We start from the raw sequence: 23,927 nt of genomic DNA, 5'->3' as shown, positions 1-23,927 counted from the left end.
CTAGGGGTTTTGCAGGAAGCGCGCAATCGTCGCGGCGATGCGCTCGCCGCTGCGGCCGTCGCCGTAGGGCGATTCCGGCGCGAAGGCCAGCCGCGCCGGCGGCGCGGCGCGCAGCAGGCGGTCGGCCTCGGCCACGATGCGCTCGGGCTTGAGCGGTACCAGGGTGGCCGCGCCCAGGGCCACGCTTTCCGGGCGTTCGGTGTTCTCGCGCACGACCAGCACCGGCGTGCCCAGGTAGGGCGCTTCTTCCTGGATGCCGCCGGAATCGGTGATGGCCAGGCGGGCGCGGGCGAGCAGGGCGATGAACAGGCGGTAGTCCAGCGGCTCGACCAGGGCGATGCGCGCATGCCCGGCCAGGTGGCGGCGGATGCGGCTGCCCACGGCCGGATTCGGATGCACCGGGCAGACCAGGCCCAGCTCCGCATGCTGCTGCAATAGCTCCAGCACCGCGGCACAGACCAGGTCCAGGCCGCGGCCGTAGTTCTCGCGCCGGTGCAGGGTCAGGGCGATGTGTTCGCGGGTTGCGGGCAGGAACGGCAGCGGCGTGGGCTCGCGGCGCTCGACTTCCTCGCGCAGCAGGTCGATCACGCTGTTGCCGACCCGGTGAATGCGTTCGTCCGCCACCCCTTCGCCGCGCAGGTTGGCTGCGGCCTGCTGCGTGGGCGCGAAATGCAGCCGCGCGATCGGCGCGATGCGGCGGCGGAACAGTTCTTCCGGAAACGGCCGGTAGGGATGGCTGGTGCGCAGCCCGGCCTCGACATGGGCCAGCGGCAGGCCCAGGTCGCGCGCGGCCAGCGCGGCGGCGTAGGCGGTGGAGGTATCGCCCTGGGAGACGACGAGATCGGCACCGTGCGCTTTGGCCGCCTGGCGGATCTGGGCGCGCAGCGCCGACAGCGCATGCGACAGCGAGGCCGCGCTGATCTGCCCCGGCGCGAGATCGCAGGCCAGCCCCAGCTGGGCAAAAGTGCGCTCGACCATGGCCTGGTGCTGGCCGCTGTTGAGCAGGAGGGTCTGCAGGCCCTCCTGCGCACGCAGGGCGCGCACTACGCTGGCCAGTTTCAGGCATTCGGGACGGGTGCCGGCGGCGATCAGGACGCGGTGAGGCATGGGGCTGGTTCGGGATTGGGGATTCGGGAGGGGGGATTCGCGAAAACGGATACGGGGCGGTCCGAGTGCCGGCGAATGGCGATCACGCACCACGCCCGGCTAGGGCCAATCCCGGATCCCCACTCCCGGCTCCCGGCTCAAGCGCCGCGCAGCGCGCCGCCAGCCAGTCCGCCTCGGCCGGCTCCAGCAGCGGCGCGAGTTCGGCCTCGACCAGGGCGTGGTACCAGTCCAGCCAGTCGCGCTCGCTTTCGCTGAGCAGTTCGTGCAGCAGCGGGCGGGTGTCGATGGGGCACAGGGTGAGGGTATCGAAGGCGAGGAACTCGCCGAATTCGCCGGCGCCCGCAGGCACGGTGGCAAGCAGGTTCTCGATGCGCACGCCGTGCTTGCCGGGCCGGTAGATGCCGGGCTCGTTGGACGTGACCATGCCTTCGGCCAGGGCTTCGGCGGTTTCGCCGGCGCCGCCCGGGCGTATCGCCTGCGGGCCTTCGTGCACATTCAGGAAATAGCCCACGCCATGGCCGGTGCCGTGGCCGTAGTTGATGCCTTCGGCCCACAGCGGCGCGCGCGCCAGCGCATCCAGCTGCTGTCCGGTGGTGCCGCGCGGGAAGCGCGCCCGCGACAGGGCGATCATGCCCTTGAGCACCAGGGTGTAGTCGCGCCGCTGTTCCTGGGTGAGCGGGCCCACGGCGACGGTGCGGGTGACATCGGTGGTGCCGCCTTCGTACTGGCCGCCGGAATCCACCAGCAGCAGGCCTTCGGGGCGGATCACGGCATGGCTGTCAGCGCTGGCACGGTAATGCGGCAGGGCGCCGTTGGCCTGGTAGCCGGCAATGGTGGCGAAACTCTCGCCGACGAAGTGCGGCTGGGCCGAGCGCAGTTCCAGCAGTTTGGCGGCGATATCCAGCTCGGTCAGCGGCTGTGCCTGGGCCAGGGCCTGTTCCAGCCAGATCAGGAAGCGCACCAGGGCGGCACCGTCCTGGCGCATGGTCTGGCGGATATGGCGCAGCTCGGCCGTGGTCTTGAGCGCCTTGAAGCGCTGGCTGGGATTGGCCGCGCGGACCACGCGCACGCCTTCGCCCACGCTTGCGGCCAGGGCCTGTACGCTGCGGCGCGGATCCAGCAGCAGGCTTTCGCCGTCGGGCACGGCGGCCAGGGCGGTGCGCACGGCGGCGTAGTCGGCCAGCACGATGCCGTCGGCGCCCAGTGCCCGGCCCAGTTCCGGCGCGATCTTGCCCGGCGGTACGAACAGCAGGGCCTGTTCCGGGCCGATCAGCAGATGGGCCAGGAACACCGGGTTGTAGGACACGTCGCTGCCGCGCAGGCCGGTGATCCAGGCCACGTCGTCCAGCGAGGAAACCAGGTGATAACCCGCGCCCAGCGCGCCCATCGCGGCGCGCACCTGGGCCAGGCGCCCGGCCCGGCCGCTGCCGGCGAAGGCGGCCTGGTGCTCGCGCACGGCGGCGGCCGGCAGGGGCGGCCGGTCGGTCCAGATATCGGCGACCAGGTCCAGGTCGGTGCGCAGGCTGATCTGCTTCGGGCGCAGCCTGGCCAGCAGCAGCTCGTGCAGGGCCAGCGACAGCACTTCCCCGGCCACGGCCACGGCGGCGCCGGCGGGCAGCTGTGCGCCCAGCCAGTCCACGTATTCGGCGGCGGAGGCCGAATTCAGCCGCATCAGCGCGATGCCGCTGCCGGCCAGTTCCTGCCCGGCCTGCTCGAAATAGCGCGAATCGGTCCACAGGCCGGCGAAGTCCGCCGTTACCACCAAGGTGCCGGCCGAGCCGCTGAAACCCGACAGCCAGCGCCGGCCCTGCCAGCGTTCGGGCAGGTATTCGGACAGGTGCGGATCGGCCGAAGGGACGATGACCGCGGCCACGGCGTGCTGGTCCAGGGCGGCGCGCAGATCGCGCAGGCGTTCGCGGATGCTCATTTCGACGGAGCCGGATCAGGGGCAGCCGGGCAAGCTAGCAATCCTGCGGTTTCGGCACAAGCCATTGCCGGCAAAGGCATTGCCGCGGCGCCCGCCGGCGCGGCCAGGGTCAATTCCGGCGCCGGGCGGCCGCCTGCGGCTCGCGGTTGCGCGGCGTTGCCGGTAAAATCGGGTTTTCCAGCCATCCCCGCTGCTCATGACCCCTCTGATCTTCGTTACCGGTGGTGTGGTGTCCTCGCTAGGCAAGGGCATCGCCGCCGCCTCTCTCGCGTCCATCCTCGAAGCCCGCGGCCTGCGCGTGACGATGATGAAGCTCGATCCCTACATCAACGTCGACCCGGGCACCATGAGCCCGTTCCAGCACGGCGAGGTCTACGTCACCGACGACGGCGCCGAGACTGACCTGGACCTGGGCCACTACGAACGCTTCGTGCGCACGCGCCTGACCGGGCGCAACTCCATCACCACCGGCAAGATCTACGAGGCCGTGATCCGCAAGGAGCGCCGCGGCGACTACCTCGGCGCCACGGTGCAGGTGATCCCGCACATCACCGACGAGATCAAGCACTGCATCTACGAGGCCACGCGCGGCTACGATGTGGCCCTGGTCGAGATCGGCGGCACTGTCGGCGATATCGAATCGCTGCCCTTCCTCGAAGCCATCCGCCAGATCCGCATCGAGCACGGCCCGGAAAAGTGCATGTTCATGCACCTGACCCTGGTGCCGTACATCAAGGCCGCCGGCGAGATCAAGACCAAGCCCACCCAGCACTCGGTCAAGGAACTGCGCACCATCGGCATACAGCCGGACATCCTGCTGCTGCGCTGCGAGCAGCCGGTGCCGGACAGCGAACGGCGCAAGATTGCACTTTTCACCAATGTGCCCGAGCGCGCCGTGCTCAGCGCGATGGACGTGGGCACGATCTATCAGCTGCCGTCCTGGCTGCATTCGCAGGGCCTGGACCGCCTGGTCATCGACCACCTGCGCCTGGACGCCGGCCCGGCCGACCTGTCCGCCTGGGACCGCGTCGTCGCCGCGGTGGAGAATCCCAAGGACGAAGTCACCATCGCCATCATCGGCAAGTACGTCGAGCACAAGGATGCCTACAAATCCCTGGGCGAGGCGCTGCGCCACGGCGGCATCAAGCAGTCCACCCGGGTCAACCTGCGCTGGCTGGAGTCCGAGCAGGTCGAGGCCGAAGGCGGTGCCGTGCTCGGCGACTGCGACGCGGTGCTGGTGCCCGGCGGCTTCGGCAAGCGCGGCTTCGAAGGCAAGGTGGCCGCGGCGCGCTGGGCGCGCGAGAACGGCGTGCCGTACTTCGGCATCTGCTACGGCATGCATGCGGCGGTGGTGGATTTCGCGCGCAACATCGCCGGGCTGGAAGGCGCCAACTCCAGCGAGAACGAGAAGAACTGCGCCGATCCGGTCATCGCCCTGATTACCGAATGGCGCACCGCCGCGGGCGACATCGAAAAGCGCACCGAGGAATCCGACCTGGGCGGCACCATGCGCCTGGGGGCGCAGGAATGCCGCCTCAAGGCCGGCACCCTGGCGCGCAAGCTGTACGGCCAGGATGTGATCCGCGAGCGCCACCGCCACCGCTACGAGTTCAACAATCTCTACCGCCAGCAGTTCGAGGACCTGGGCCTGGCCATCGCCGGCAAGTCCATGGACGACCTGCTGGTGGAGATGATCGAACTGCCCAATCATCCCTGGTTCCTGGCCTGCCAGTTCCATCCGGAATTCACCTCCACGCCGCGCGACGGCCATCCGCTGTTCACCGGCTTCGTCCAGGCCGCGCGCGAGTACAAGCTGGTCCGCACGGCGCCGCGCCTGGCCCAGGCGGCCGGCGCATGAGCATGGACCTGTGCGGATTCAAGGCCGGCCTGGACCAGCCGCTGTTCCTGATCGCCGGCCCCTGCGTGATCGAATCGCTGCAATTGCAGCTGGATACGGCCGGCACGCTCAAGGAAATCACCGGCCGGCTCGGCATCAATTTCATCTTCAAATCCAGCTTCGACAAGGCCAACCGCACCTCGGGCACCAGCTTCCGCGGCCCGGGCCTGGAAGGCGGGCTCAAGGTGCTGGACGAAGTGAAGCGCCAGTTCGGCGTGCCGGTGCTGACCGATGTGCATGAATACACGCCGATGCACGAAGTCGCCGCCGTCGTCGATGTGCTGCAGACACCGGCCTTCCTCTGCCGCCAGACCGATTTCATCCAGAACGTGGCCCGTGCCGGCAAGCCGGTCAACATCAAGAAAGGCCAGTTCCTCAGTCCCTGGGAAATGAAGCACGTCGCGGCCAAGGCCAAGGCCACCGGCAACGAGCAGATCATGGTCTGCGAACGCGGCGCCAGCTTCGGCTACAACAACCTGGTTTCCGACATGCGCAGCCTCGCGGTGATGCGCGACACGCATTGCCCGGTGGTGTTCGACGCCACCCATTCGGTACAGCTGCCCGGCGGCGCCGACGGCAAATCCGGCGGCCAGCGCGAATTCGTGCCGGTGCTGGCGCGCGCGGCGGTCGCGGTCGGCATCGCCGGCCTGTTCGCGGAAACCCATCCGGACCCGGACAAGGCGCTCAGCGACGGGCCGAACGCCTGGCCGCTGGGCAAGATGGAGGCGCTGCTGGAAACCCTGCTGGAAATCGACGCGGTGACCAAGCGCGCACTGGCCAGGGAAGCGAACGCATGAAAAGGCTGCTGCCAGGCGTCTGGGCCGGTCTGTTGCTGCCGCTGGCGGCAATGGCTGCGGAACAGCCTGCCGGCAAGCCGGCAATTCAGGTCGTGGGCAAGCCGGGGGCGCTGGAGGATCTGGCGAAGCAGCCGGGCAATCCGACCCGGGTGATGACGCAGACCGACAGCATGACTTTCCTGCAGACGGGCAAGCCCAAATGCCGCAAGGGAACACAGCAGGTCAGTTTTGCCGCGGGGCAGTTCCTGTACAACGGCGAATCGCTCAGCACCGAAGACCTGATCGGCTCGCTCAAGCGGCGTTCGCTGGCCAAGCGGGTTTCCTGTCTCGAAGTGGAGGCGGCGGACTACGACCGCGCCGTGTTCATGCAGCTCAGCGATGCGCTGGTAGGCCCGCTGGGCGTCAGCATTTTCTGGAACAAGCCGTCGCTGTAGCCGATTTCTCCTGTTCACTTTTTCCCATTTACGAACGCAGCAGAGCCCCTGAACGATGACCACGATCAGCAAGATCCACGCCCGCGAAATCCTCGATTCCCGCGGCAATCCCACGCTGGAAGCCGAAGTCACCCTGGCCAGCGGCCACACCGGCCGCGCCGCCGTGCCTTCGGGTGCGTCCACCGGCTCGCGTGAAGCCGTGGAGCTGCGCGACGGCGACAAGACGCGCTACCTCGGCAAGGGCGTGACCAAGGCCGTGGCCAATGTCAACACCACCATCGCCGCCGCCCTGGCCGGCTTCGACGCCGCCGACCAGGCCGCGCTGGACCGCAAGCTGATCGCGCTGGACGGCTCGCCCAACAAGAACCACCTTGGCGCCAACGCGCTGCTCGGCGTGTCGCTGGCCAATGCGCACGCGGTCGCCGCGGCACGCGGCCTGCCGCTGTGGAAGCACCTGGCCGGCGCGCGCCCGGCGCGCCTGCCGGTGCCGATGATGAACATTGTCAACGGCGGTGCGCATGCGGACAACAATGTCGACATGCAGGAATTCATGGTGCTGCCGGTGGGCTGCGCCAGCTTCTCCGAGGCGCTGCGCTGCGGCACCGAGATCTTCCACGCGCTGAAATCCGTGCTGAAGAGCCGCGGCCTTTCCACCGCCGTCGGCGACGAAGGCGGTTTCGCGCCGGATCTGAAATCCAACGAGGAAGCCGTCGAGACCATACTCGAAGCCATCGCCAAGGCCGGCTACAAGGCCGGCGAGGACGTGTTCCTGGGCCTGGACGTGGCCAGCTCGGAATTCTTCGAGAACGGCAAGTACAACCTGCACGGCGAAGGCAAGCGCCTGTCCTCGGAGCAATTCGCCGATTTCCTCGCCGACTGGTGCGCGCGCTATCCCATCATCACCATCGAGGACGGCATGGCCGAAGGCGACTGGGACGGCTGGAAGGTGCTGACCGACAAGCTCGGCAAAAAGATCCAGCTGGTCGGCGACGACCTGTTCGTCACCAACACCAGCATCTTCAGGCAGGGCATCGACAAGCACATCGCCAACTCCATCCTCATCAAGGTCAACCAGATCGGCACCCTGACCGAGACCCTGGAAGCGATCGCGATGGCGCACGACGCCGGTTATTCCTCGGTGGTGTCGCACCGTTCGGGCGAAACCGAGGACACCACCATCGCCGACATTTCCGTGGCCACCACGGCGACCCAGATCAAGACCGGCTCGCTCTGCCGCAGCGACCGCGTCGCCAAGTACAACCAGCTGCTGCGCATCGAGGAAGCGCTGGGCAGCGCGGCCACCTACGCCGGCAGGCACGCCTTCCCCAATCTTCCCGAACTGTTCCGCTGAGGACCGCGCGTGCTGCGTCTCGCCGCCCTGATCCTGCTGATCCTGCTGATCGGCCTGCAGGTGAAACTGTGGACCGGATCGGGCGGCGTGCGCGACGTGGAAAGCCTGCGCCAGACCGTGACCGAGACGCGCAAGGCGAACGAGGAACTGCGCGCGCGCAACGAGGCGCTGTCGGCCGAGGTGCAGGACCTGAAGGAAGGCCGCGACGCGATCGAGGAACGGGCGCGCTCGGAGCTGGGCCTGGTCAAGCCCGGCGAGACCTTCTACCAGGTCGTGGAACCGGCCACGCCGGCGGCGCCCGCGCCGCCACAACAAAAATGAGGCCTATGGCATGAGTACATATTGGTGCGTGGTGCCGGCTGCCGGCCGCGGCAGCCGTTTCGGCAGCAAGGTGCCCAAGCAGTATCTGCGCCTGGGCGACAAGCCCATGCTGCTGCACACGCTGGAACGGCTGGCCGCCCATCCGTACGTGGCCGGGCTGATGCTGGTCGTGGCCGCCGACGACACCAGCTGGGCGCAGGGCCTGTTTGAAGTGCTGGGCAAGCCGCTGCTGCGCGCCACCGGCGGCGCCGAGCGCGCCGATTCGGTGCTGGCGGGGCTGCGCGCGCTGCCGGCCTCGGTCGAAGCGGAGGATTTCGTGCTGGTGCATGACGCGGCGCGGCCGTGTCTACGTTCGGCCGATGTTTCGCGCCTGATCGAACAGGCCGCGCCGGCCGGCGGCGGCCTGCTCGCCGCGCCGCTGCGCGACACGCTCAAGCTCGCCGGTGCCGACGGCCGTGTCGCCGCGACCGAGTCGCGCGAGGCGCGCTGGCGCGCGCTGACGCCGCAGCTGTTCCGCCGCGGCGAACTGGAAACCGCGCTGGCCGCGGCCGTAGCCGACGGCGTCAGCGTTTCCGACGAGGCCATGGCGATGGAACGCAGCGGCTTCGCACCGCTGCTGGTGGAAGGCGCCGAGGACAACATCAAGGTGACCACGGCGGCGGATCTGGCCCTGGCCGAATACCTGCTGTCCAAGGGCGTGCTGGTCTAGCGATCCCCCGCGGCGCGGGCGCCGGCCCGTGCCGCCGCTGCCGGCGCACTGCGCGCCGGCCATCCGGCTGCATATCGCAATATTTTTCTTTGTGGAATCTGCATGCGCATAGGACAGGGCTTCGACGTGCACGCCTTCGGGCCCGGCGATCACGTGGTGCTGGGCGGCGTGAATGTGCCGCACAGCCAGGGCGTGGTCGCCCATTCCGACGGCGACGTCGTCATTCATGCGCTGTGCGACGCCGTGCTCGGCGCGCTGGCCCTGGGCGACATAGGCAAGCATTTCCCGCCCAGCGACGAACGCTGGCGCGGCGCCGACAGCCGCGTATTCCTGCGCCACTGCGCGCAGCTGATGGCGCAGGCGGGCTACGCACTGGGCAATGCCGACGTGACCGTGGTCGCCGAGCGGCCCAAGGTCGGCCCGCACGCGCAGGCCATGCGTGAATTGCTGGCGGCGGACCTGGGTGCCTCGCCCGATGACATCAGCGTCAAGGCGACCACCAGCGAACGCCTGGGCTTCACCGGCCGCGGCGAAGGCATTGCCGCGATGGCCGTGGTGCTGCTGCGCAAGGCCGGCGCGTGAGCGCCTGGCCGCTGGCCCTGGGCGGCGCGCCGCTGCAGGCGCGCCTGCGCAGCACGGCGGAGGATTTCCAGGTCGACGAGGTGCTGGGCTTCGAGCCCGACGGCGCCGGCGAGCACGTCTTCCTGCGTGTGGAGAAGCGCGGCGCGAATACCGACTGGGTGGCCAAGGCCATCGCGCGCCATGCCGGCGTTGCGGCGGATGCGGTCAGCTACGCCGGGCTCAAGGATCGCCACGCGGTCACCCGGCAGACGTTTTCCGTGCCGGTTCCCGTGCGCCGCGAAGTGGACTGGAGCAGCCTGCACGGCGACGAATTCCGCGTGCTCGACGCCGTGCGGCACAGTCGCAAGCTCAAGCGCGGCGCCCTGCAGGGCAACCGTTTCCGCATCGTGCTGCGCGAAATCGACGGCGATCGTGCCGCGGCCGGGCAGGTGCTGCAGGCGATAGCGCAGCGCGGCGTGCCCAACTATTTCGGCGAGCAGCGTTTCGGCCGCGACGGCGACAACGCGGCGCGCGCGCTGGCCATGTTCCAGGGCCGCCGTGTCGCGCGGCACGAGCGCAGCCTGCTGCTGTCCGCGGCGCGCTCGCAGATCTTCAACGACCTGCTCGCCGCGCGCGTGGCACAGGCGAACTGGGACGGCGCACTGGACGGCGAGGTCTGGATGCTGGCCGGCAGTCACAGCATCTTCGGGCCCGAGCCGCTGACCGCGGAACTGCAGGCCCGTCTGACCGAAGGCGACATCCATCCCACCGGCCCGCTGTGGGGCCAGGGCGATCTGCGCAGCAGCGGCGCCGTGGCGGCGCTGGAGCAGGACATTGCGCAGCAGCAGGCCGGACTCGCCGCCGGCCTGGCCGCGGCCGGCCTGAACCAGGAACGGCGCAGCCTGCGCCTGTTCGCGCAGGCGCTGCGCTGGCAGTGGGAGCAGGACAGCCTGTGCGTCGAGTTCGCCCTGCCGGCCGGCTGCTATGCCACCACCGTGCTGCGCGAGCTGGCGCGCTGGGACGAGCGCACCGCCGCTGCTGCGATGCAGGAATAGGCGCCAGCCGCGCCGGCTGTAGCGGAAATCGCGAGTTGGCGGCGGCTTTGTTTCGCCGCCAAAGGTGCTTCCTATACTGGATTCACGGGCGCCGCAGACGGTCGGCGCGGCAAGTCAATCCAGCGAGGAGGTCGCCATGAAACGGGTGTTCTGGGGGGTAGCGGTAGCGGTGGCTGGTCTGGTGCTCGGCGGTTGCGCCACGACGGGCGGCAGTTCGTACGCGAGCGAGTCGCGCATGCAGCGCGGCGACAGGGACAACATCGACCAGGAAAAAATCGTCTCGGTGAACAAGTGGGCGAATGACCGCGGCTATGGCGTCACCTGGGTCAATCTGCCGCGCAAGCCGCGCGACAAGGCGGAAGACTGAGGCCGGCATCGACGGCGGCGTTCCCGCCGCCGGCTCGTTGAAGGCCCTGCGCCGCCGGATGAGGTTGCCGCGGCGCGGCGCGGCGGATTCCGCCGCCTGACGCCGCCGGCGCGCCAGTACGCACTTTCCACGTTCAGTGTTTGTGCCGCAGCAGCACGACGGCGGCCCCCGTGCCGCCTTGTTCCGACCGCGCCGAGGCGAACGCGACCACGTCGTCGCGCTGGCGCAGCATCTTGTCCACCAGACGCTTGATCACCGGGCCGCCGGCTTTGGAACGCAGGCCCTTGCCGTGGATCAGCTTGACGCAATGCAGGCCGCGGCGGTGCGCCTCGGCCAGAAATTCCACCACCACGCTGCGGGCGACCTCGGCTGTCATCTGGTGCAGGTCGATCTCGTCCTGCACGCTGAAACTGCCGCGCTTGAGCCGCTTGAGCAGTTCCGGGCGGAAGCCGTCGCGCAGGTAGCTCAGTTCCTCGCCGATCTCGATTTCGGCCGGATCGATGCTCATGGTCAGCAGCTCGTCCAGCACGCGCGCCTCGTCCAGCTCGAACTGGCGCGGCTCCGGCGCCGGGCGCGGACGTTCCTGCTCCGGCTCGGCCGGTTCCAGCCGGCGCACCGGGCCTATGGCCTGTTCGAACAGTTCGCGGTCGGCATCGCTGACCTGGGGGCTGAGGCGTGGACGCTTGCGCATGCGGCTTCCGGCGGGGCAGGGGAGCGGTTCCGCGGAACCGGCGCGGCAATGGTGGGCCAAGCGCCGGTGCGGCGGCAATGCAGGTGAGGGCCGGCCGAATCCGTTAAACTTTCGGCTTGTCCGTCGCCGGTGGCTGTGCATGCGAGTTCTGGTTTCCAATGACGATGGCGTGGATGCGCCGGGCATACGGGTGCTGGCCGAGCGCCTGGCCGTGGTCGGCAGCGTGACCGTGGTGGCGCCCGACCGCGACCGCTCCGGCGCCAGCAACTCCCTGACCCTGGACCAGCCCATCCGCGTCAGCCGACTGGACGACGGCCGCTACCGCGTCGCCGGCACGCCCACCGACTGCGTCCACCTGGCCCTGGCCGGACTGTTGGATTTCCAGCCCGACATCGTCGTGTCCGGCATCAACAACGCGCCCAATCTGGGCGACGACGTGATCTATTCCGGTACCGTGTCCGCCGCGATGGAAGGCCGCTTCCTCGGCCTGCCGGCGATCGCCGTATCGCTGGCCTGCCACAACCACCAGGCCGAGCACTACGAGACCGCGGCCCAGGCCGCCCTGGTGCTGATGCAGCGCCTGCTGGTCGATCCGCTGCCGGCCGACACCATTCTCAACGTCAACGTGCCGGACCGGCCGTGGAACGAGATCCGCGGCTTTGCCGTGACCCGCCTGGGCCGGCGCCACCGTTCCGCGCCGTGCATACGCGAACGCGATCCGCGCGGCCGGCCGATCTACTGGATAGGCCCGGCCGGCGAGGCCGAGGACGATGGTCCCGGCACCGATTTCCACGCCATCCGCGAAGGTTCGATCTCGATTACGCCGATCCAGGTCGACCTGACCCGCTACCAGGCGCTGGAAAAGGTCGCCGGCTGGGTCGGCAGCCTGCCGCGGCCGGAAGCCGCCACCGCATGAGCGCCTACGCATGAGCGCGTACTCGCGCCTGACGCCGGAAGTGCGCGGCCTGGGCATGACCTCGCAGCGCGCGCGCGACCGCCTGGTCGAGCGCCTCCAGGGCGACGGCATCCGCGACAGCCGCGTGCTCGACGTGATGCGCCAGCTGCCGCGCCATCTGTTCGTGGAAGAGGCGCTGGCCACCCGCGCCTACGAGGACACCGCCCTGCCCATAGGCCAGGGCCAGACGATTTCCCAGCCCTGGGTAGTCGCACGCATGAGCGAGGCCCTGCTGGAATTCGGCACGCCGCGGCGGGTGCTGGAGATCGGCACGGGCTCGGGCTACCAGGCCGCCGTGCTGGCCGGGCTGGTGGAACAGGTGCATACGGTGGAGCGCATCGAGGAACTGCTGCGCAATGCGCGGCGCCGCTTCCGCAAGCTGGGCATCGCCAATATCCGCTCCAAGCACGACGACGGCCGCCTGGGCTGGCCCGAGGAGGCGCCGTTCGACGGCATCGTGCTGACCGCCGCCGGCGCGCAGCTGGAAAACGCACTGCTGGACCAGCTCGCGCCCGAAGGCGTGCTGGTCGCGCCGGTGGGCCCGGCCGGACGCCAGCAGCTGGTGCGCATACGCCCGCATGACGGCGCGCGCCTGCGCGAGGTGCTGTGCCCGGTGAGTTTCGTGCCGCTGCTCAGCGGCGTGCTGTGAAGGGCCCGCGCACGGGCTGGAATCCAGGGACGGTAGTCGCATGAAATTGTTCAAGCCGCTGTACGAGAAAGCCCTGGTCTGGGCCGCCCATCCCCAGGCCGAGCGCCTGCTGGCGGGCCTGAGCTTCATCGAGGCCATCATCTTCCCGGTGATGCCCGAGGTGATGCTGGCGCCCATGACCCTGGCGCGGCCGCGGCATTGGTTCCGCTATGCCACCATCAGCCTGCTGTTCTCGCTGATCGGCGCCGTGGTCGGCTATGTGCTGGGGCATTTCGCCTTCGAGGCGCTGCGTCCCCTGTTTGAAATGCTGGGCTGGCTGCCGCGCATCGACGCGATGGTGGCCACGCTGCGCACCGAGGTCGCCGGCAGCGCCTGGGCCGCCTTCGTGATGCTGGTGCTGGCGGGCTTCATTCCGGTGCCGTTAAAGATTTTCACCTGGGCTTCGGGCATCGTCGGCGTGCCGATGATCGCGTTCATTCCCGGCATGATCATCGGCCGCGGCAAGCGGGTCTATCTGCTGACCGGCGCGATCCGTCTCGGCGGTCCCAAGGCCGAGGCACTTTTGCACAAATACGTCGAATGGCTGGGCTGGCTGGTGGTGGTGCTGATCGTGGCTCTGCTCGTCTGGCTCAAGCTGCGCTGATGGGGACTGCTGTGGAACGTGTGAACCGGCACATGGCGATGAACGCAAAGACGCTGGCGGGCTGCGCACTGGCCCTGCTGTTGACGGCCTGCGCTTCGAACCCGCCGGCGCCGGTCGAGGACATCGCCCTGGACGACCGCGGCGCCCGGCGCGAAGCACCGCCGCCGCGTCCGGGCCGTCCCGCCGCCGTGGCCACGCACAAGGTCGTCGCCGGCGACACCTTGTATTCCATCGCCTTCAAGAACGGACTGGACTACCGCGAGATCGCGCGCTGGAACCGCATCGAAAGCCCGTATCGCATCTACGTGGGCCAGGAACTGCGCCTGGCCGACGACATTCCTGCCGGCAGCGCAGCCGTGGCTGCGGTGCCGGCTTCGCCGGGCGCCGCCACGGTGACGCCGCTGGATGAAGCGCCGCGGCGGCCGGCTGCGGCGGATACGCGCAGCCGGCCGGGCATGTTCACGCCGGTTCCGCCGGCTTCGGCCGGTGCCTCCGGAACCCCAACGGCCGGCGCTGCGACGCCGGGTTCGGCTGGCACAGCGTCTTCGTCCGTGGCCGGGACGCAGTCGACGGCGTCCCCGCCCGGCGCGCCCGCTGCGGCCGCGCCAGGCAGCACGCCCGCGACCGTCAAACCTGCCACCACTTCCGTCGCCGCCGCCACGGTGCCGCCGCCGGCCATAGCGCCGGTGCCCGCGCCGCCGCCGGCCGCGGCCGCCGCCAAGGTGCCGCCGGCCGACCCGGTCGCCGTGCCGGCCAAGGGGGGCGCACTGGCGCCCGGCGCCAATACCACCGCCGTCGCGACCCCGGGCCCGGCGACGCCGGTGCTCAACAGCGGCGGCGTGAGCTGGCGCTGGCCCGCCAGCGGCAAGGTGGTCGGCACCTTCGTCGCCGGCGACCAGACCCGCCAGGGCGTGGACATCGCCGGCAGCGACGGCGCCAGCGTGGTCGCCGCCGCCGATGGCTCCGTGGTCTACAGCGGCAACGGCCTGCTCGGCTATGGCGAGCTGATCATCGTCAAGCATTCGACCTCGTTCCTCTCCGCCTACGGCCACAACCGCAAGCGGCTGGTCAAGGAAGGCGATACGGTCAAGGCCGGCCAGGCGATTGCGGAGATGGGCGGTTCCAATCGGCAGATGCTGCATTTCGAGATCCGGCGGAATGGCAAGCCGGTGAATCCGCTGGAGTATTTGCCGGCGAAGTGAGGCCGGGGATGGGATTCTGGAGGCGGGCGTCGGCTTAGGCGGCAGTTGGCTGCGGGGTGTTCTCGAATCACCCGAGTTCATTCGGATTCGTGGGTGTCCTCAAGTTGCCGAAACCGGAGGGCCGGGCTTGCAATTCCCGGGTGTCCCGAATTGGATCTTCCCGAATCGGATCTTGAGGTGTTCTGAAACGCCGGGGTGTACTCACGTTGTCCTGAGACCGGGATGGGCGGTGCGGTGCCTGGTTGTCCTGAAGTTGGCGCTTGGTCGGTGGGCGTTCTGAAGCAGGCGCCCAAGCCGAATCCATGGGTGTCCTGAAGTTGGCGTAGAAGTTGGACGGATCGAATCCATTGGGGGCCTGAAGCTGGATGCGAGTGCATGGAGCTGGCGATTGCCGGATGCTCTCAAACGAATCCGGAGCCGCTGAAGAAGCGGGTGCCCGACCCGCAGCAATCGCGCCGCCGCCGCAACCGCAACCGCTGCGATTTGCAGCCCGATGGCACGGCGCTGTGAATCGCTGTATCCAATTTTTTCTTTTCCGCCGTCCGGATCTTCGCCTCTGGCCCGTTCGCTTGAGCTGATGTACGGCGTTTTTCCGATATATGTCCTGCTGCGATCCGGGGGCATTGCAGGCACAGCAAGACGTACCAGCGGCGATGCAATTTCTGGCGATCCGGCAACGGCAGGCGGCCGCATTTCCGCCGGCATCCGGGCTGCGTGCGCTTGCGGAGCCCGCGTCCCCAATCCCCAATCCCGGTCTTGAGAGTATGCTGGCGCAATGAGTTCACCGCTGCGCGAAGAACCGTCGCTGGATACCGATGACATGCTGGCGCTGCTCGATGTGATCGAGCCGCCGCAGGGCGACGAGACGCGCAATTCCACCAGCGCCTATCTGAATGAAATCGGCCTGATCCCGCTGCTCGATGCCGGCGGCGAACGCGCCCTGGGCGAGCGGGTCGCGCACGGCGATGTCGAGGCGCGGCGGCAGATGATCGAGGCCAACCTGCGGCTGGTCGTCGCCGTCGCGCGCAGCTACGTGGGCCGCGGCGTGCCGCTGCTGGACCTGATCGCCGAGGGCAACCTGGGCCTGATCCGCGCGGTGGAGAAATTCGATCCGGCCCGCGGCCTGCGCTTCTCCACCTACGCCACCTGGTGGATACGCGAATCAGTGCAGCGCGCGCTGATGCAGCAGGGCCGCACCGTGCGCGTGCCGGTGCACGTGCTGCGCGAATTGGCCCAGGCCCTGCGCGCGCGGCGCGAACTGCTGCTGAGCCTGGGCCGCCAGCCCACCCAGGACGAACTGGCCCAGGCGCTGAACAAATCCTGCAGCGAAGTGGCGGCGCTGTTCTGCGTCACCGAGGAAATCCGCTCGCTGGACGCGCCCATGTCCGAGGCCGACGACCGCGCCCTGGTCGAACAGATCGCGGCTGAATCCAGTGCCGGCGGCGCCGAACTGACCGACCTGGCCGGAGGCCGCCTGGCCGAATGGCTGGCCCGGCTCAATCCGCGCCAGCGCCTGGTGCTGGAGCGCCGCTACGGCCTGGCCGGCAATGTCGCCCAGACCCTGGCCGAGATCGCCGCCGAACTCGGCCTTACCCGCGAGCGGGTGAGGCAGATCCAGGTGGAGGCGCTGGCACGGCTGCGACGGATCGGCCGGGATTCGGGATATGGGGTCGGGGACTCGTAGGGCAGATTCGTTGTTCCGGGGTTCGTGAGAGCGGATCGGAATGAGCGCAGCGAGGCGGGTTGCCGGAAAGCCCGGCCTGGACAAGACCCGGCCAGCTAATTCCCGCTCCCGCTTTTGCGGATCCCGGATAACGAATCCCTACTGCCGGCCCCCAAGCACAAACGCCCCGACCACCTTGCGCCCCTCGCTCGCCAGCACATTGAAGGTGCGCGCCGCGGCGGCGTTGTCCATCACTTCTATGCCTATGCCGCGCTTGAGGAATTCGGCCAGCACGGCCTGCGGCGGGAAGACGGTGCGCGGGCCGCTGCCGAGGATCACCACCGCCGGCTTGAGTTCCAGGATGGGAGCGACGGCGACCGCGTCCAGGGTTTTCACGTCGGTCACGGGCCAGTCTTCGATGGCCCGGTCGGGCGCCAGCACGAAGCTGCGCTCCAGGTCGCGGTCGACCACGGTGATCGCCGCGGCGCCGACGCGGCGGATAAACAGGTATTCGCCCGGCCGATTAAGGGACAGCTGCATGGCTCAGCGGGGCAGGGCTATGACCGGCTTTTCCGCGTTGCGGCGGAAATAAACCACTGTCCGGCCAATGGTTTGCACGGTCTCTGCCTTGGTCGCCTCGGCCAGCTGGGCGGCCTGGGCGGCGAAGTCCTCGCGGTCTTCGGCGGGAATGCGCACCTTGACCAGTTCGTGATGGTCCAGGGCCAGGCTGCATTCCTGCACCAGGGCGTCGGTGATGCCCTTGGCGCCGACCAGGATGACGGGCTTGAGATCGTGGGCGAGGCCGCGCAGGTAGCGGCGCTGGCTATTGCTCAGTGGCATGGATGGGGAAAACCTTTGGCTGAGTGGGAATTCGGTGGTTGCGGCGCCGCGGCAGGATGCAGGCCTGGCGCCACGGCACGGCGGGGCCGCGCGGACCGGCGGCCCGGGTTCAGCTCCTGGCCGGACCGACGCGGCGCTGCACCGCAGGCAGGGCGACAGGGTATCATGCGCGGCCCGCATCCCCGCTGCGTCCGCGCAGCCACCCCGAAGCCTTCCCATGTCACGCAGCAAGAGCAGCCAGCGCTGGCTGCAGGAACATTTCAAGGATCCCTTCGTCAAGAAGGCCCAGGCCGAGGGCTACCGCTCGCGCGCCGTCTTCAAGCTGGACGAACTGCTGGAGCGCGACGACCTGCTCAAGCCGGGCATGACCGTGGTCGACCTGGGTGCCGCGCCCGGCGGCTGGTCGCAGCTGGTCAACGAAAGACTCAAGGGCTGCGGCCGTATTGTTGCGCTCGACATCCTGCCGATGCAGGGCATTTCCGGCGTGGATTTCATCTGCGGCGATTTCCGCGAGGACAGCGTGCTGGCCGAGCTGGAGGCGCGACTGCAGGGCGCCCCCGTGGATCTTGTACTGTCGGACATGGCCCCCAATATGAGCGGCGTGGACCTGGTTGATCAGGCACGCGCCATGCATCTGTCCGAGCTGGCGCTGGATTTCGCCAGCCGCTGGCTCAAGCCCGGCGGCGATTTCCTGATCAAGCTGTTCCAAGGTGTCGGTTTCGACGAGTACGTTAGAAACTTGCGGACGGCGTTCACCCGCGTCAGCATCCGTAAACCCAAGGCTTCGCGGGCGCGTTCCAACGAAGTCTATGCACTGGCCCGGGGCCGGCGCGCGTAAGGAGTGTTTTGATGAATGACATGGCCAAGAACCTGCTGCTCTGGCTGATCATCGCGGTCGTGCTGCTGACCGTGTTCCAGAGCTTCAACCCGCGCGGATCGGGCACGCAGGATCTCGCCTATTCCGATTTCATGGACAAGGTCGAGCACAACGGCGTGGCCGAGGTGCTGGTGCACAACGACCGTCCGGCGACGATCGAGGCCAAGCTCAAGGACGGCAGCTCCGTGCGCACCACGGCGCTGCTGACCGAAGCCAATCTGGCCGACATCGAGAAGAAAGTCGACAAGATGCGTGTCGAGCCCTCCGACAGCGGTTTCTCGCTGCTGGGCATCCTGGTGAACTGGGCGCCGTTCCTGGTCTTCATCGGCTTCCTCATCTATGTCATGCGCCAGATGCAGTCCGGCGGCGGCGGCCGCGGCGCGATGAGCTTCGGCCGTTCGCGCGCACGCCTGCAGGGCGAGGATCAGGTCAAGGTCACCTTCGCCGATGTCGCCGGCTGCGACGAAGCCAAGGACGACGTGAAGGAGCTGGTCGACTTCCTGCGCGACCCGGGCAAGTTCCAGAAGCTCGGCGGCAAGATTCCGCGCGGCGTGCTGATGGTCGGCTCGCCCGGCACCGGCAAGACCCTGCTCGCCAAGGCCATCGCCGGCGAGGCCAAGGTGCCGTTCTTCACCATTTCCGGTTCCGACTTCGTCGAGATGTTCGTCGGCGTCGGCGCGGCGCGCGTGCGCGACATGTTCGAGCAGGCCAAGAAGCACGCGCCCTGCATCATCTTCATCGACGAGATCGACGCCGTCGGCCGCCACCGCGGCGCCGGCCTGGGCGGCGGTCACGACGAGCGCGAGCAGACCCTGAACCAGCTGCTGGTCGAGATGGACGGCTTTGAAGGCAATGAAGGCATCATCGTCATTGCCGCCACCAACCGCCCGGACGTGCTTGACCCGGCCCTGCTGCGTCCGGGCCGTTTCGACCGCCAGGTGGTGGTACCGCTGCCCGACGTGCGCGGCCGCGAGCAGATCCTCAAGGTGCACATGCGCAAGGTGCCGGTGTCCTCCGACGTCGAGCCCATGGTCATCGCCCGCGGCACGCCGGGCTTCTCCGGCGCCGACCTGGCCAACCTGGTGAACGAGGCGGCCCTGTTCGCCGCGCGCGAGAACTCGCGCGAAGTGGTGATGAGCCACTTCGACCGGGCCAAGGACAAGATCATGATGGGCGCCGAGCGCCGCTCCATGGCCATGAGCGAGGACGAGAAGCGCAACACGGCCTACCACGAGGCCGGCCACGCCATCGTCGGCCGCCTGATGCCCGAGCACGACCCGGTGCACAAGGTCACCATCATCCCGCGCGGCCGTGCCCTGGGCGTGACCATGTTCCTGCCCGAAGGCGACCGCTACAGCTACAACCGCACCTACATCCACAGCAACCTGTGCTCGCTCTACGGCGGCCGCGTCGCGGAGGAACTGATCTTCGGCGCGGACAAGGTGACCACCGGCGCCTCCAACGACATCAAGCGCGCGACCGAAATGGCGCGCAACATGGTGACGAAGTGGGGCCTGTCCGACGAACTCGGCCCCATCGCCTACGGCGAGCAGGAGGACGAGGTGTTCCTGGGCCGTTCGGTCACCCAGCACAAGAACGTGTCGGACGAGACGGCGCGCAAGATCGACGAGGTGGTGCGCTCCATCCTGGACAAGGCCTATGCCCAGGCCACCCAGATCCTCACCGACAACATGGACAAGCTGCACGTCATGGCCAAGGCCCTGCTGCAGTACGAAACCATCGACGCATCGCAGATCGACGCCATCATGCAGGGCCAGGAGCCGCCGCCGCCCAAGGACTGGACGCCGAGCAAGCCCAGCGGCGGCAGCGCCGCCAGCGGCCCGCGCGGCGAAAGCCCCATCGGCGGCGCGGCGGTGACGCGCGATCAGGTCGACGCGGAGTAAGAACCGCGCCATCGGGAGCCCGGCCTTCCTGCCGTCCGCGTCTTGGGGCGGAGCTGAAGGCGGGACGCCATGAACCCGCCGCGCCAGCGGCAGACGCACCCTCTCCCCCAAGCTTGCTTGGGGGAGAGGGCAGGGTAAGGGGCAACGCTGAAATCAGCTTCGCCGCCGGGTTTTCGTCCTTTCGATGCGCAGGCGAAAAACCGTCTGCCGGCGAACGGAAACGTTGCCCCCTCACCCAATCCTCTCCCCCGACGCTGTCGGAGGAGTGGGAGCTGAAAACCCGCTCGCCGTCTCTTGCGGCGGAAGCAGAGGCCGCAATTGCGGCCTTTTGCATTGATGGACAATGTGCAGCCTTGGCGCAGGAGAAAGACATGATCCACCCCACGCTGGACTGCGCCGGCCGCGAGCTGGTGCTTGATCGCCCCTTGGTCTGCGGCATCGTCAATGTCACGCCGGATTCGTTCTCCGACGGCGGCGCGCATTTCGATGCCAGTGCAGCCATCGCCCACGGCCTGCGTCTGATCGAGGAAGGCGCGGACCTGCTCGACGTCGGCGGTGAATCCACCCGCCCCGGCGCCGCGGCGGTGACTGCCGAGGAAGAACTGCGCCGTGTCGTGCCGGTGATCCGTGCGCTGGCCCAGGACGGCCGCGTGCCGATTTCCGTCGATACCTCCAAGCCCGCGGTGATGCGTGCGGCCGTGGAAGCCGGCGCCGGCCTGATCAACGACGTCTACGCCCTGCGCCAGGACGGCGCGCTGGAGGCCGCGGCCGAGCTGCAGGTGCCGGTCTGCCTGATGCACATGCAGGGACAGCCGCGCGACATGCAGGCCGACCCGCAGTACGACGAAGTGGTCGCCGACATCAAGCGCTTCCTCGCCGACCGCCTCTTCACCTGCGAGCTGTCCGGCATTCCGCGCAAGCGCCTGCTGGTCGATCCGGGCTTCGGCTTCGGCAAGACCCTGGAACACAACCTCAGCCTGCTGCGCGAGCTGCAGCAGTTCAGCAACCTGGGCGTGCCGCTGCTGGCCGGCCTGTCGCGCAAGTCCTTCCTCGGCACGCTCAGCGGCCGCAGCGACCCGGCCGAACGCATACACGCCTCGGTCGCCGCCGCCCTGATCGCGGTGCAGCGCGGCGCCGCCATCGTGCGCGTGCACGACGTGGCGGCGACCGTGGATGCGCTGCGTGTATGGGCGCCGGTGGCCAATCCGGCGGTGCTGCGCAAGCCGGCGCCCCGGGCACCGCGCTGGGGTGACGACGAGTAGACGCAGGATTGCCGCTTTGCCGCGAACGGGAGCGGGCAACGGCGATTCGCTGTTCCTGCGCCCCGGGTGGCAGGCGGCCGGCATCCCAAGCCATGCGGCGCCTGCGCCCAGGTATCCGCCGGCGCGCGATGGCATCGGCCCCGGCGCAAGCCCCCGCGCCACGGGCTGCCCGCCTGCAAACAACCGTTTCCGCAGCCGTTCCGGCGCACCCCGTTCCGCACCCGGGAGGCGCCGCCGCTCGCCCCGCGTTATGCTTGCCGACCATTTCCCGCGGAACCCCGGCATGAGCAAGCGCAAGTATTTCGGCACCGACGGCATCCGCGGCCACGTGGGCGAATGGCCTATCACGGCCGAATTCATGCTCAAGCTGGGCCGCGCCGCCGGGCGCGTGCTGACCGGTCCGGACGGCGTCGCCACCGTGGTGATCGGCAAGGACACGCGCATCTCCGGCTACATGTTCGAATCCGCCCTGGAGGCCGGCCTGGTCGCCGCCGGCGCCAACGTGCGCCTGCTCGGCCCCATGCCCACGCCGGCGGTGGCCTACCTGACCCGCAGCCTGCGCGCCAGCGCCGGCATCGTCATCAGCGCCTCGCACAACCCGCACCAGGACAACGGCATCAAGTTCTTTTCCGGCGCGGGCGAGAAGCTCGCCGACGAAGTCGAGGCGGCGATCGAGGAGGAACTCGACGCCCCCTTCGTCACCGTGCCCTCCGAGCGCATCGGCAAGGCCGCGCGGGTCAACGACGCCGCCACGCGCTACGCCGAATTCTGCAACTCCACCTTTCCCCAGGACCTGAGCCTGCGCGGCCTCAAGCTGGTGATCGACTGCGCCCACGGCGCCACCTACCAGATCGCGCCCAAGCTGTTCGAGGAACTGGGCGCCCGCGTCAGCACCATCGGCACCCAGCCCGACGGCTTGAACATCAACCGCGACTGCGGCTCCACCCACCCGGCGGCCCTGCAGCGCGCCGTGGTGGAGCAGGGCGCCGACCTGGGCATCGCCTTCGATGGCGACGGCGACCGGGTGCAGTTCGTCGATCACCAGGGCCGTCTGGTCGACGGCGACGACATCCTCTACGTGCTGGCGGTGGACTGGCAGAACAGCGGCCGCCTGCGCGGCCCTGTCGTCGGCACGCTGATGACCAACTACGGCCTGGAGCGCGCCTTCGCCGCAGCCGGCATCGGCTTCCTGCGCGCCAAGGTTGGCGACCGCTATGTGACGCAGACGCTGAAGGAAACCGCCGGCGTGCTCGGCGGCGAAGCGTCGGGCCATATCCTCTGCCTGGACCGCGCCTCCACCGGCGACGGCCTGGTCAGCGCGCTGCAGGTGCTGGAAGTGCTGGTGCGCCGCGGCCAGAGCCTGGCCGCCTGCTGCGCCGGCTGGGAGCGCCTGCCGCAGATCACCCGCAACGTGCGCGTCGCCGACGGCGGCCGTCTGCTGCAGCATGCCCGCGTGCTGGCCGAACGCGCCGCCGTGGAACAGGAACTGGAAGGCCGCGGCCGCCTGGTGCTGCGCGCCTCCGGCACCGAGCCCCTGGTGCGCGTGACCATAGAAGCAGCCGACGCCGCCCTGGTGGACGCGCTGGCCGGCCGGCTCGCGCGCGCCGTAGAATCCGCGGCCACGGAACCCGCCTGAATCTGGCCTGCGCCGCCGCGGCGGCGGCGCTCCCGCAGCGGCGCCCTGGCGCCGTCGTTGTCCTCCTGTTTCGGAACGCCAACCATGTCAGCCATCCCAACTCTGGACATCCGCCGCTACGACAGCGACCGCGATGCTTTCGTCGCCGAACTCGGTGCGGCCTATCGCGAATGGGGCTTTGCCGGTATCCGCGGCCACGGCATCAGCGCGGAACTCATCGACGGCGCCTACGACCGCTTCCGCGCCTTCTTCGCCCTGCCGGCCGAAACCAAGATGAAGTACCACATCAAGGGCAGCGGCGGCGCGCGCGGCTATACCCCGTTCGGTGTGGAAACTGCGAAAGATTCCAAATATCCCGACCTGAAAGAGTTCTGGCACATTGGCCGCGAGATCCCGCGCGATTCGCGCTTCGCCGACGTGATGCCGCCCAACCTGTGGCCCGAGGAGATCGCCGGCTTCCGCGACTACGGCTACGGCCTTTATACCGCGCTGGACCAGCTCGGTACGCGCGTGCTGCGCGCGCTGGCCCTGCATATCGGCCTGCCGGAGAATTTCTTCGAGAACAAGACGGATTCGGGCAATTCCATCCTGCGCCCCATCCACTATCCGCCGATCACCGCGGATGACATCCCCAACGTGCGCGCCGGCGCGCACGAGGACATCAATTTCATCACCCTGCTGGTCGGCGCCAGCGCGGCCGGCCTGGAAGTGAAGTCGCGCACCGGCGAATGGGTGCCGTTCACCTCGGCCGAGGACACCATCGTGGTGAACATCGGCGACATGCTGCAGCGGCTGACCAACCATGTGTATCCGTCGACTACGCACCGGGTGGTGAATCCGCCGGGGGAGCTGGCGCGCAAGCCGCGGTATTCGGTGCCGTTCTTCCTGCATCCGAATCCGGACGTGGTGCTCGATCCGTTGGATTGCTGTGTTTCGGAGGGGAATCCCCGGCGGTATTCGACGTCGATCACCTCGCATGAGTATCTGATGGAGCGGTTGAGGGAGATCAAGCTGGCGTGAATTGCGCGCCTGCGGGTGGGCTGCCGGGGCTGGGAATCTTTGCCGTTAGCCCTCTCCCC

At 68.8% G+C, this 23,927-nt stretch carries 25 protein-coding genes; 20 read left to right on the top strand and 5 right to left on the bottom strand.

The window, feature by feature from the left end:
- Entirely contained in the window at positions 1-1,107 is a 1,107-nt protein-coding gene (gene wecB, locus NM961_RS18645; protein WP_255915923.1) for a non-hydrolyzing UDP-N-acetylglucosamine 2-epimerase, read from the bottom strand.
- Between the two features lie 82 nt (positions 1,108-1,189).
- Positions 1,190-3,034 (bottom strand): aminopeptidase P family protein, encoded by a 1,845-nt coding sequence (locus tag NM961_RS18640; RefSeq protein WP_255915922.1) that lies wholly within the window; start codon positions 3,032-3,034, stop codon positions 1,190-1,192.
- A 196-nt stretch (positions 3,035-3,230) separates the two neighbouring features.
- Here NM961_RS18640 and pyrG point away from each other — a divergent pair, with 196 nt between their 5' ends.
- The 9 genes from pyrG (at position 3,231) to NM961_RS18595 (ending at position 10,526) form a co-directional block, all read left to right on the top strand.
- Positions 3,231-4,892, top strand: coding sequence for a CTP synthase (gene pyrG / locus NM961_RS18635; protein WP_255915921.1), 1,662 nt, complete (start codon positions 3,231-3,233; stop codon positions 4,890-4,892).
- A gap of 2 nt (positions 4,893-4,894) precedes the next feature.
- Positions 4,895-5,728 carry a 3-deoxy-8-phosphooctulonate synthase gene (gene kdsA, locus NM961_RS18630; RefSeq protein ID WP_255915946.1) on the top strand — a complete coding sequence of 278 codons (834 nt, stop codon included), beginning with the start codon at positions 4,895-4,897 and terminating at the stop codon, positions 5,726-5,728.
- Positions 5,725-6,162, top strand: a complete 438-nt coding sequence (locus NM961_RS18625) for a hypothetical protein (RefSeq protein ID WP_255915920.1) — start codon at positions 5,725-5,727, stop codon at positions 6,160-6,162. Before kdsA ends, NM961_RS18625 begins: the two co-directional genes overlap by 4 nt.
- 55 nt (positions 6,163-6,217) lie before the next feature.
- Positions 6,218-7,513, top strand: a complete 1,296-nt coding sequence (eno, locus tag NM961_RS18620) for a phosphopyruvate hydratase (RefSeq protein WP_255915919.1) — start codon at positions 6,218-6,220, stop codon at positions 7,511-7,513.
- Between the two features lie 9 nt (positions 7,514-7,522).
- Positions 7,523-7,834 (top strand): cell division protein FtsB, encoded by a 312-nt coding sequence (ftsB, locus tag NM961_RS18615; protein ID WP_255915918.1) that lies wholly within the window; start codon positions 7,523-7,525, stop codon positions 7,832-7,834.
- Positions 7,835-7,844: 10 nt separating this feature from the next.
- Positions 7,845-8,543, top strand: coding sequence for a 2-C-methyl-D-erythritol 4-phosphate cytidylyltransferase (gene ispD / locus NM961_RS18610; RefSeq protein ID WP_255915917.1), 699 nt, complete (start codon positions 7,845-7,847; stop codon positions 8,541-8,543).
- 102 nt (positions 8,544-8,645) lie between these two features.
- A complete protein-coding gene (gene ispF / locus NM961_RS18605) occupies positions 8,646-9,125 on the top strand; it encodes a 2-C-methyl-D-erythritol 2,4-cyclodiphosphate synthase (protein ID WP_255915916.1) in 480 nt (159 codons plus the stop codon).
- Positions 9,122-10,159 carry a tRNA pseudouridine(13) synthase TruD gene (gene truD, locus NM961_RS18600; protein WP_255915915.1) on the top strand — a complete coding sequence of 346 codons (1,038 nt, stop codon included), beginning with the start codon at positions 9,122-9,124 and terminating at the stop codon, positions 10,157-10,159. The genes ispF and truD overlap by 4 nt, the downstream gene beginning before the upstream one ends.
- A gap of 136 nt (positions 10,160-10,295) precedes the next feature.
- Complete coding sequence (locus tag NM961_RS18595) at positions 10,296-10,526, top strand: hypothetical protein (protein ID WP_255915914.1); 231 nt, start codon at positions 10,296-10,298, stop codon at positions 10,524-10,526.
- A gap of 133 nt (positions 10,527-10,659) precedes the next feature.
- Here NM961_RS18595 and NM961_RS18590 read toward each other — a convergent pair whose 3' ends face one another.
- Entirely contained in the window at positions 10,660-11,217 is a 558-nt protein-coding gene (locus NM961_RS18590) for a Smr/MutS family protein (protein ID WP_255915913.1), read from the bottom strand.
- 139 nt (positions 11,218-11,356) lie between these two features.
- Between NM961_RS18590 and surE the strand changes: the two genes are divergently transcribed.
- The 6 genes from surE to NM961_RS18555 all read left to right on the top strand — a co-directional run bounded on the left by surE (position 11,357) and on the right by NM961_RS18555 (position 16,350).
- Positions 11,357-12,133: a 5'/3'-nucleotidase SurE gene (surE, locus tag NM961_RS18585; RefSeq protein ID WP_255915912.1), complete on the top strand. Its 777-nt coding sequence runs from the start codon at positions 11,357-11,359 to the stop codon at positions 12,131-12,133.
- Between the two features lie 10 nt (positions 12,134-12,143).
- Positions 12,144-12,821 carry a protein-L-isoaspartate(D-aspartate) O-methyltransferase gene (locus NM961_RS18580; protein WP_255915911.1) on the top strand — a complete coding sequence of 226 codons (678 nt, stop codon included), beginning with the start codon at positions 12,144-12,146 and terminating at the stop codon, positions 12,819-12,821.
- A gap of 40 nt (positions 12,822-12,861) precedes the next feature.
- Entirely contained in the window at positions 12,862-13,464 is a 603-nt protein-coding gene (locus NM961_RS18575) for a YqaA family protein (RefSeq protein WP_255915910.1), read from the top strand.
- Positions 13,465-13,919: 455 nt separating this feature from the next.
- The gene (locus tag NM961_RS24390) at positions 13,920-14,666 is read left to right on the top strand and encodes a murein hydrolase activator EnvC family protein (protein WP_439334228.1); all 747 of its coding nucleotides are present in this window, start codon (positions 13,920-13,922) and stop codon (positions 14,664-14,666) included.
- 375 nt (positions 14,667-15,041) lie between these two features.
- Positions 15,042-15,176: a hypothetical protein gene (locus NM961_RS18560; protein ID WP_255915909.1), complete on the top strand. Its 135-nt coding sequence runs from the start codon at positions 15,042-15,044 to the stop codon at positions 15,174-15,176.
- A 265-nt stretch (positions 15,177-15,441) separates the two neighbouring features.
- Positions 15,442-16,350, top strand: a complete 909-nt coding sequence (locus tag NM961_RS18555) for a sigma-70 family RNA polymerase sigma factor (protein WP_255915908.1) — start codon at positions 15,442-15,444, stop codon at positions 16,348-16,350.
- A 138-nt stretch (positions 16,351-16,488) separates the two neighbouring features.
- Here NM961_RS18555 and NM961_RS18550 read toward each other — a convergent pair whose 3' ends face one another.
- Positions 16,489-16,869: an Mth938-like domain-containing protein gene (locus NM961_RS18550; protein ID WP_255915907.1), complete on the bottom strand. Its 381-nt coding sequence runs from the start codon at positions 16,867-16,869 to the stop codon at positions 16,489-16,491.
- 3 nt (positions 16,870-16,872) lie between these two features.
- On the bottom strand, positions 16,873-17,169 hold the full coding sequence (gene yhbY / locus NM961_RS18545) for a ribosome assembly RNA-binding protein YhbY (protein WP_255915906.1): 297 nt from the start codon (positions 17,167-17,169) through the stop codon (positions 16,873-16,875).
- 217 nt (positions 17,170-17,386) lie between these two features.
- Here yhbY and rlmE point away from each other — a divergent pair, with 217 nt between their 5' ends.
- The 5 genes from rlmE to NM961_RS18520 all read left to right on the top strand — a co-directional run bounded on the left by rlmE (position 17,387) and on the right by NM961_RS18520 (position 23,868).
- A complete protein-coding gene (gene rlmE / locus NM961_RS18540; RefSeq protein ID WP_255915905.1) occupies positions 17,387-18,007 on the top strand; it encodes a 23S rRNA (uridine(2552)-2'-O)-methyltransferase RlmE in 621 nt (206 codons plus the stop codon).
- Between the two features lie 11 nt (positions 18,008-18,018).
- Positions 18,019-19,950 carry an ATP-dependent zinc metalloprotease FtsH gene (gene ftsH, locus NM961_RS18535; protein WP_255915904.1) on the top strand — a complete coding sequence of 644 codons (1,932 nt, stop codon included), beginning with the start codon at positions 18,019-18,021 and terminating at the stop codon, positions 19,948-19,950.
- A 371-nt stretch (positions 19,951-20,321) separates the two neighbouring features.
- Positions 20,322-21,212: a dihydropteroate synthase gene (folP, locus tag NM961_RS18530; RefSeq protein ID WP_255915903.1), complete on the top strand. Its 891-nt coding sequence runs from the start codon at positions 20,322-20,324 to the stop codon at positions 21,210-21,212.
- A 283-nt stretch (positions 21,213-21,495) separates the two neighbouring features.
- Entirely contained in the window at positions 21,496-22,848 is a 1,353-nt protein-coding gene (gene glmM / locus NM961_RS18525; RefSeq protein ID WP_255915902.1) for a phosphoglucosamine mutase, read from the top strand.
- Positions 22,849-22,932: 84 nt separating this feature from the next.
- Entirely contained in the window at positions 22,933-23,868 is a 936-nt protein-coding gene (locus NM961_RS18520) for an isopenicillin N synthase family dioxygenase (RefSeq protein ID WP_255915901.1), read from the top strand.
- The last annotated feature ends 59 nt before the right edge of the window (positions 23,869-23,927 follow it).

The organism is Tahibacter harae, assembly GCF_024437735.1.
GTDB lineage: Bacteria > Pseudomonadota > Gammaproteobacteria > Xanthomonadales > Rhodanobacteraceae > Tahibacter > Tahibacter harae.
This window is presented reverse-complemented; position numbering and strand designations above follow the sequence as displayed.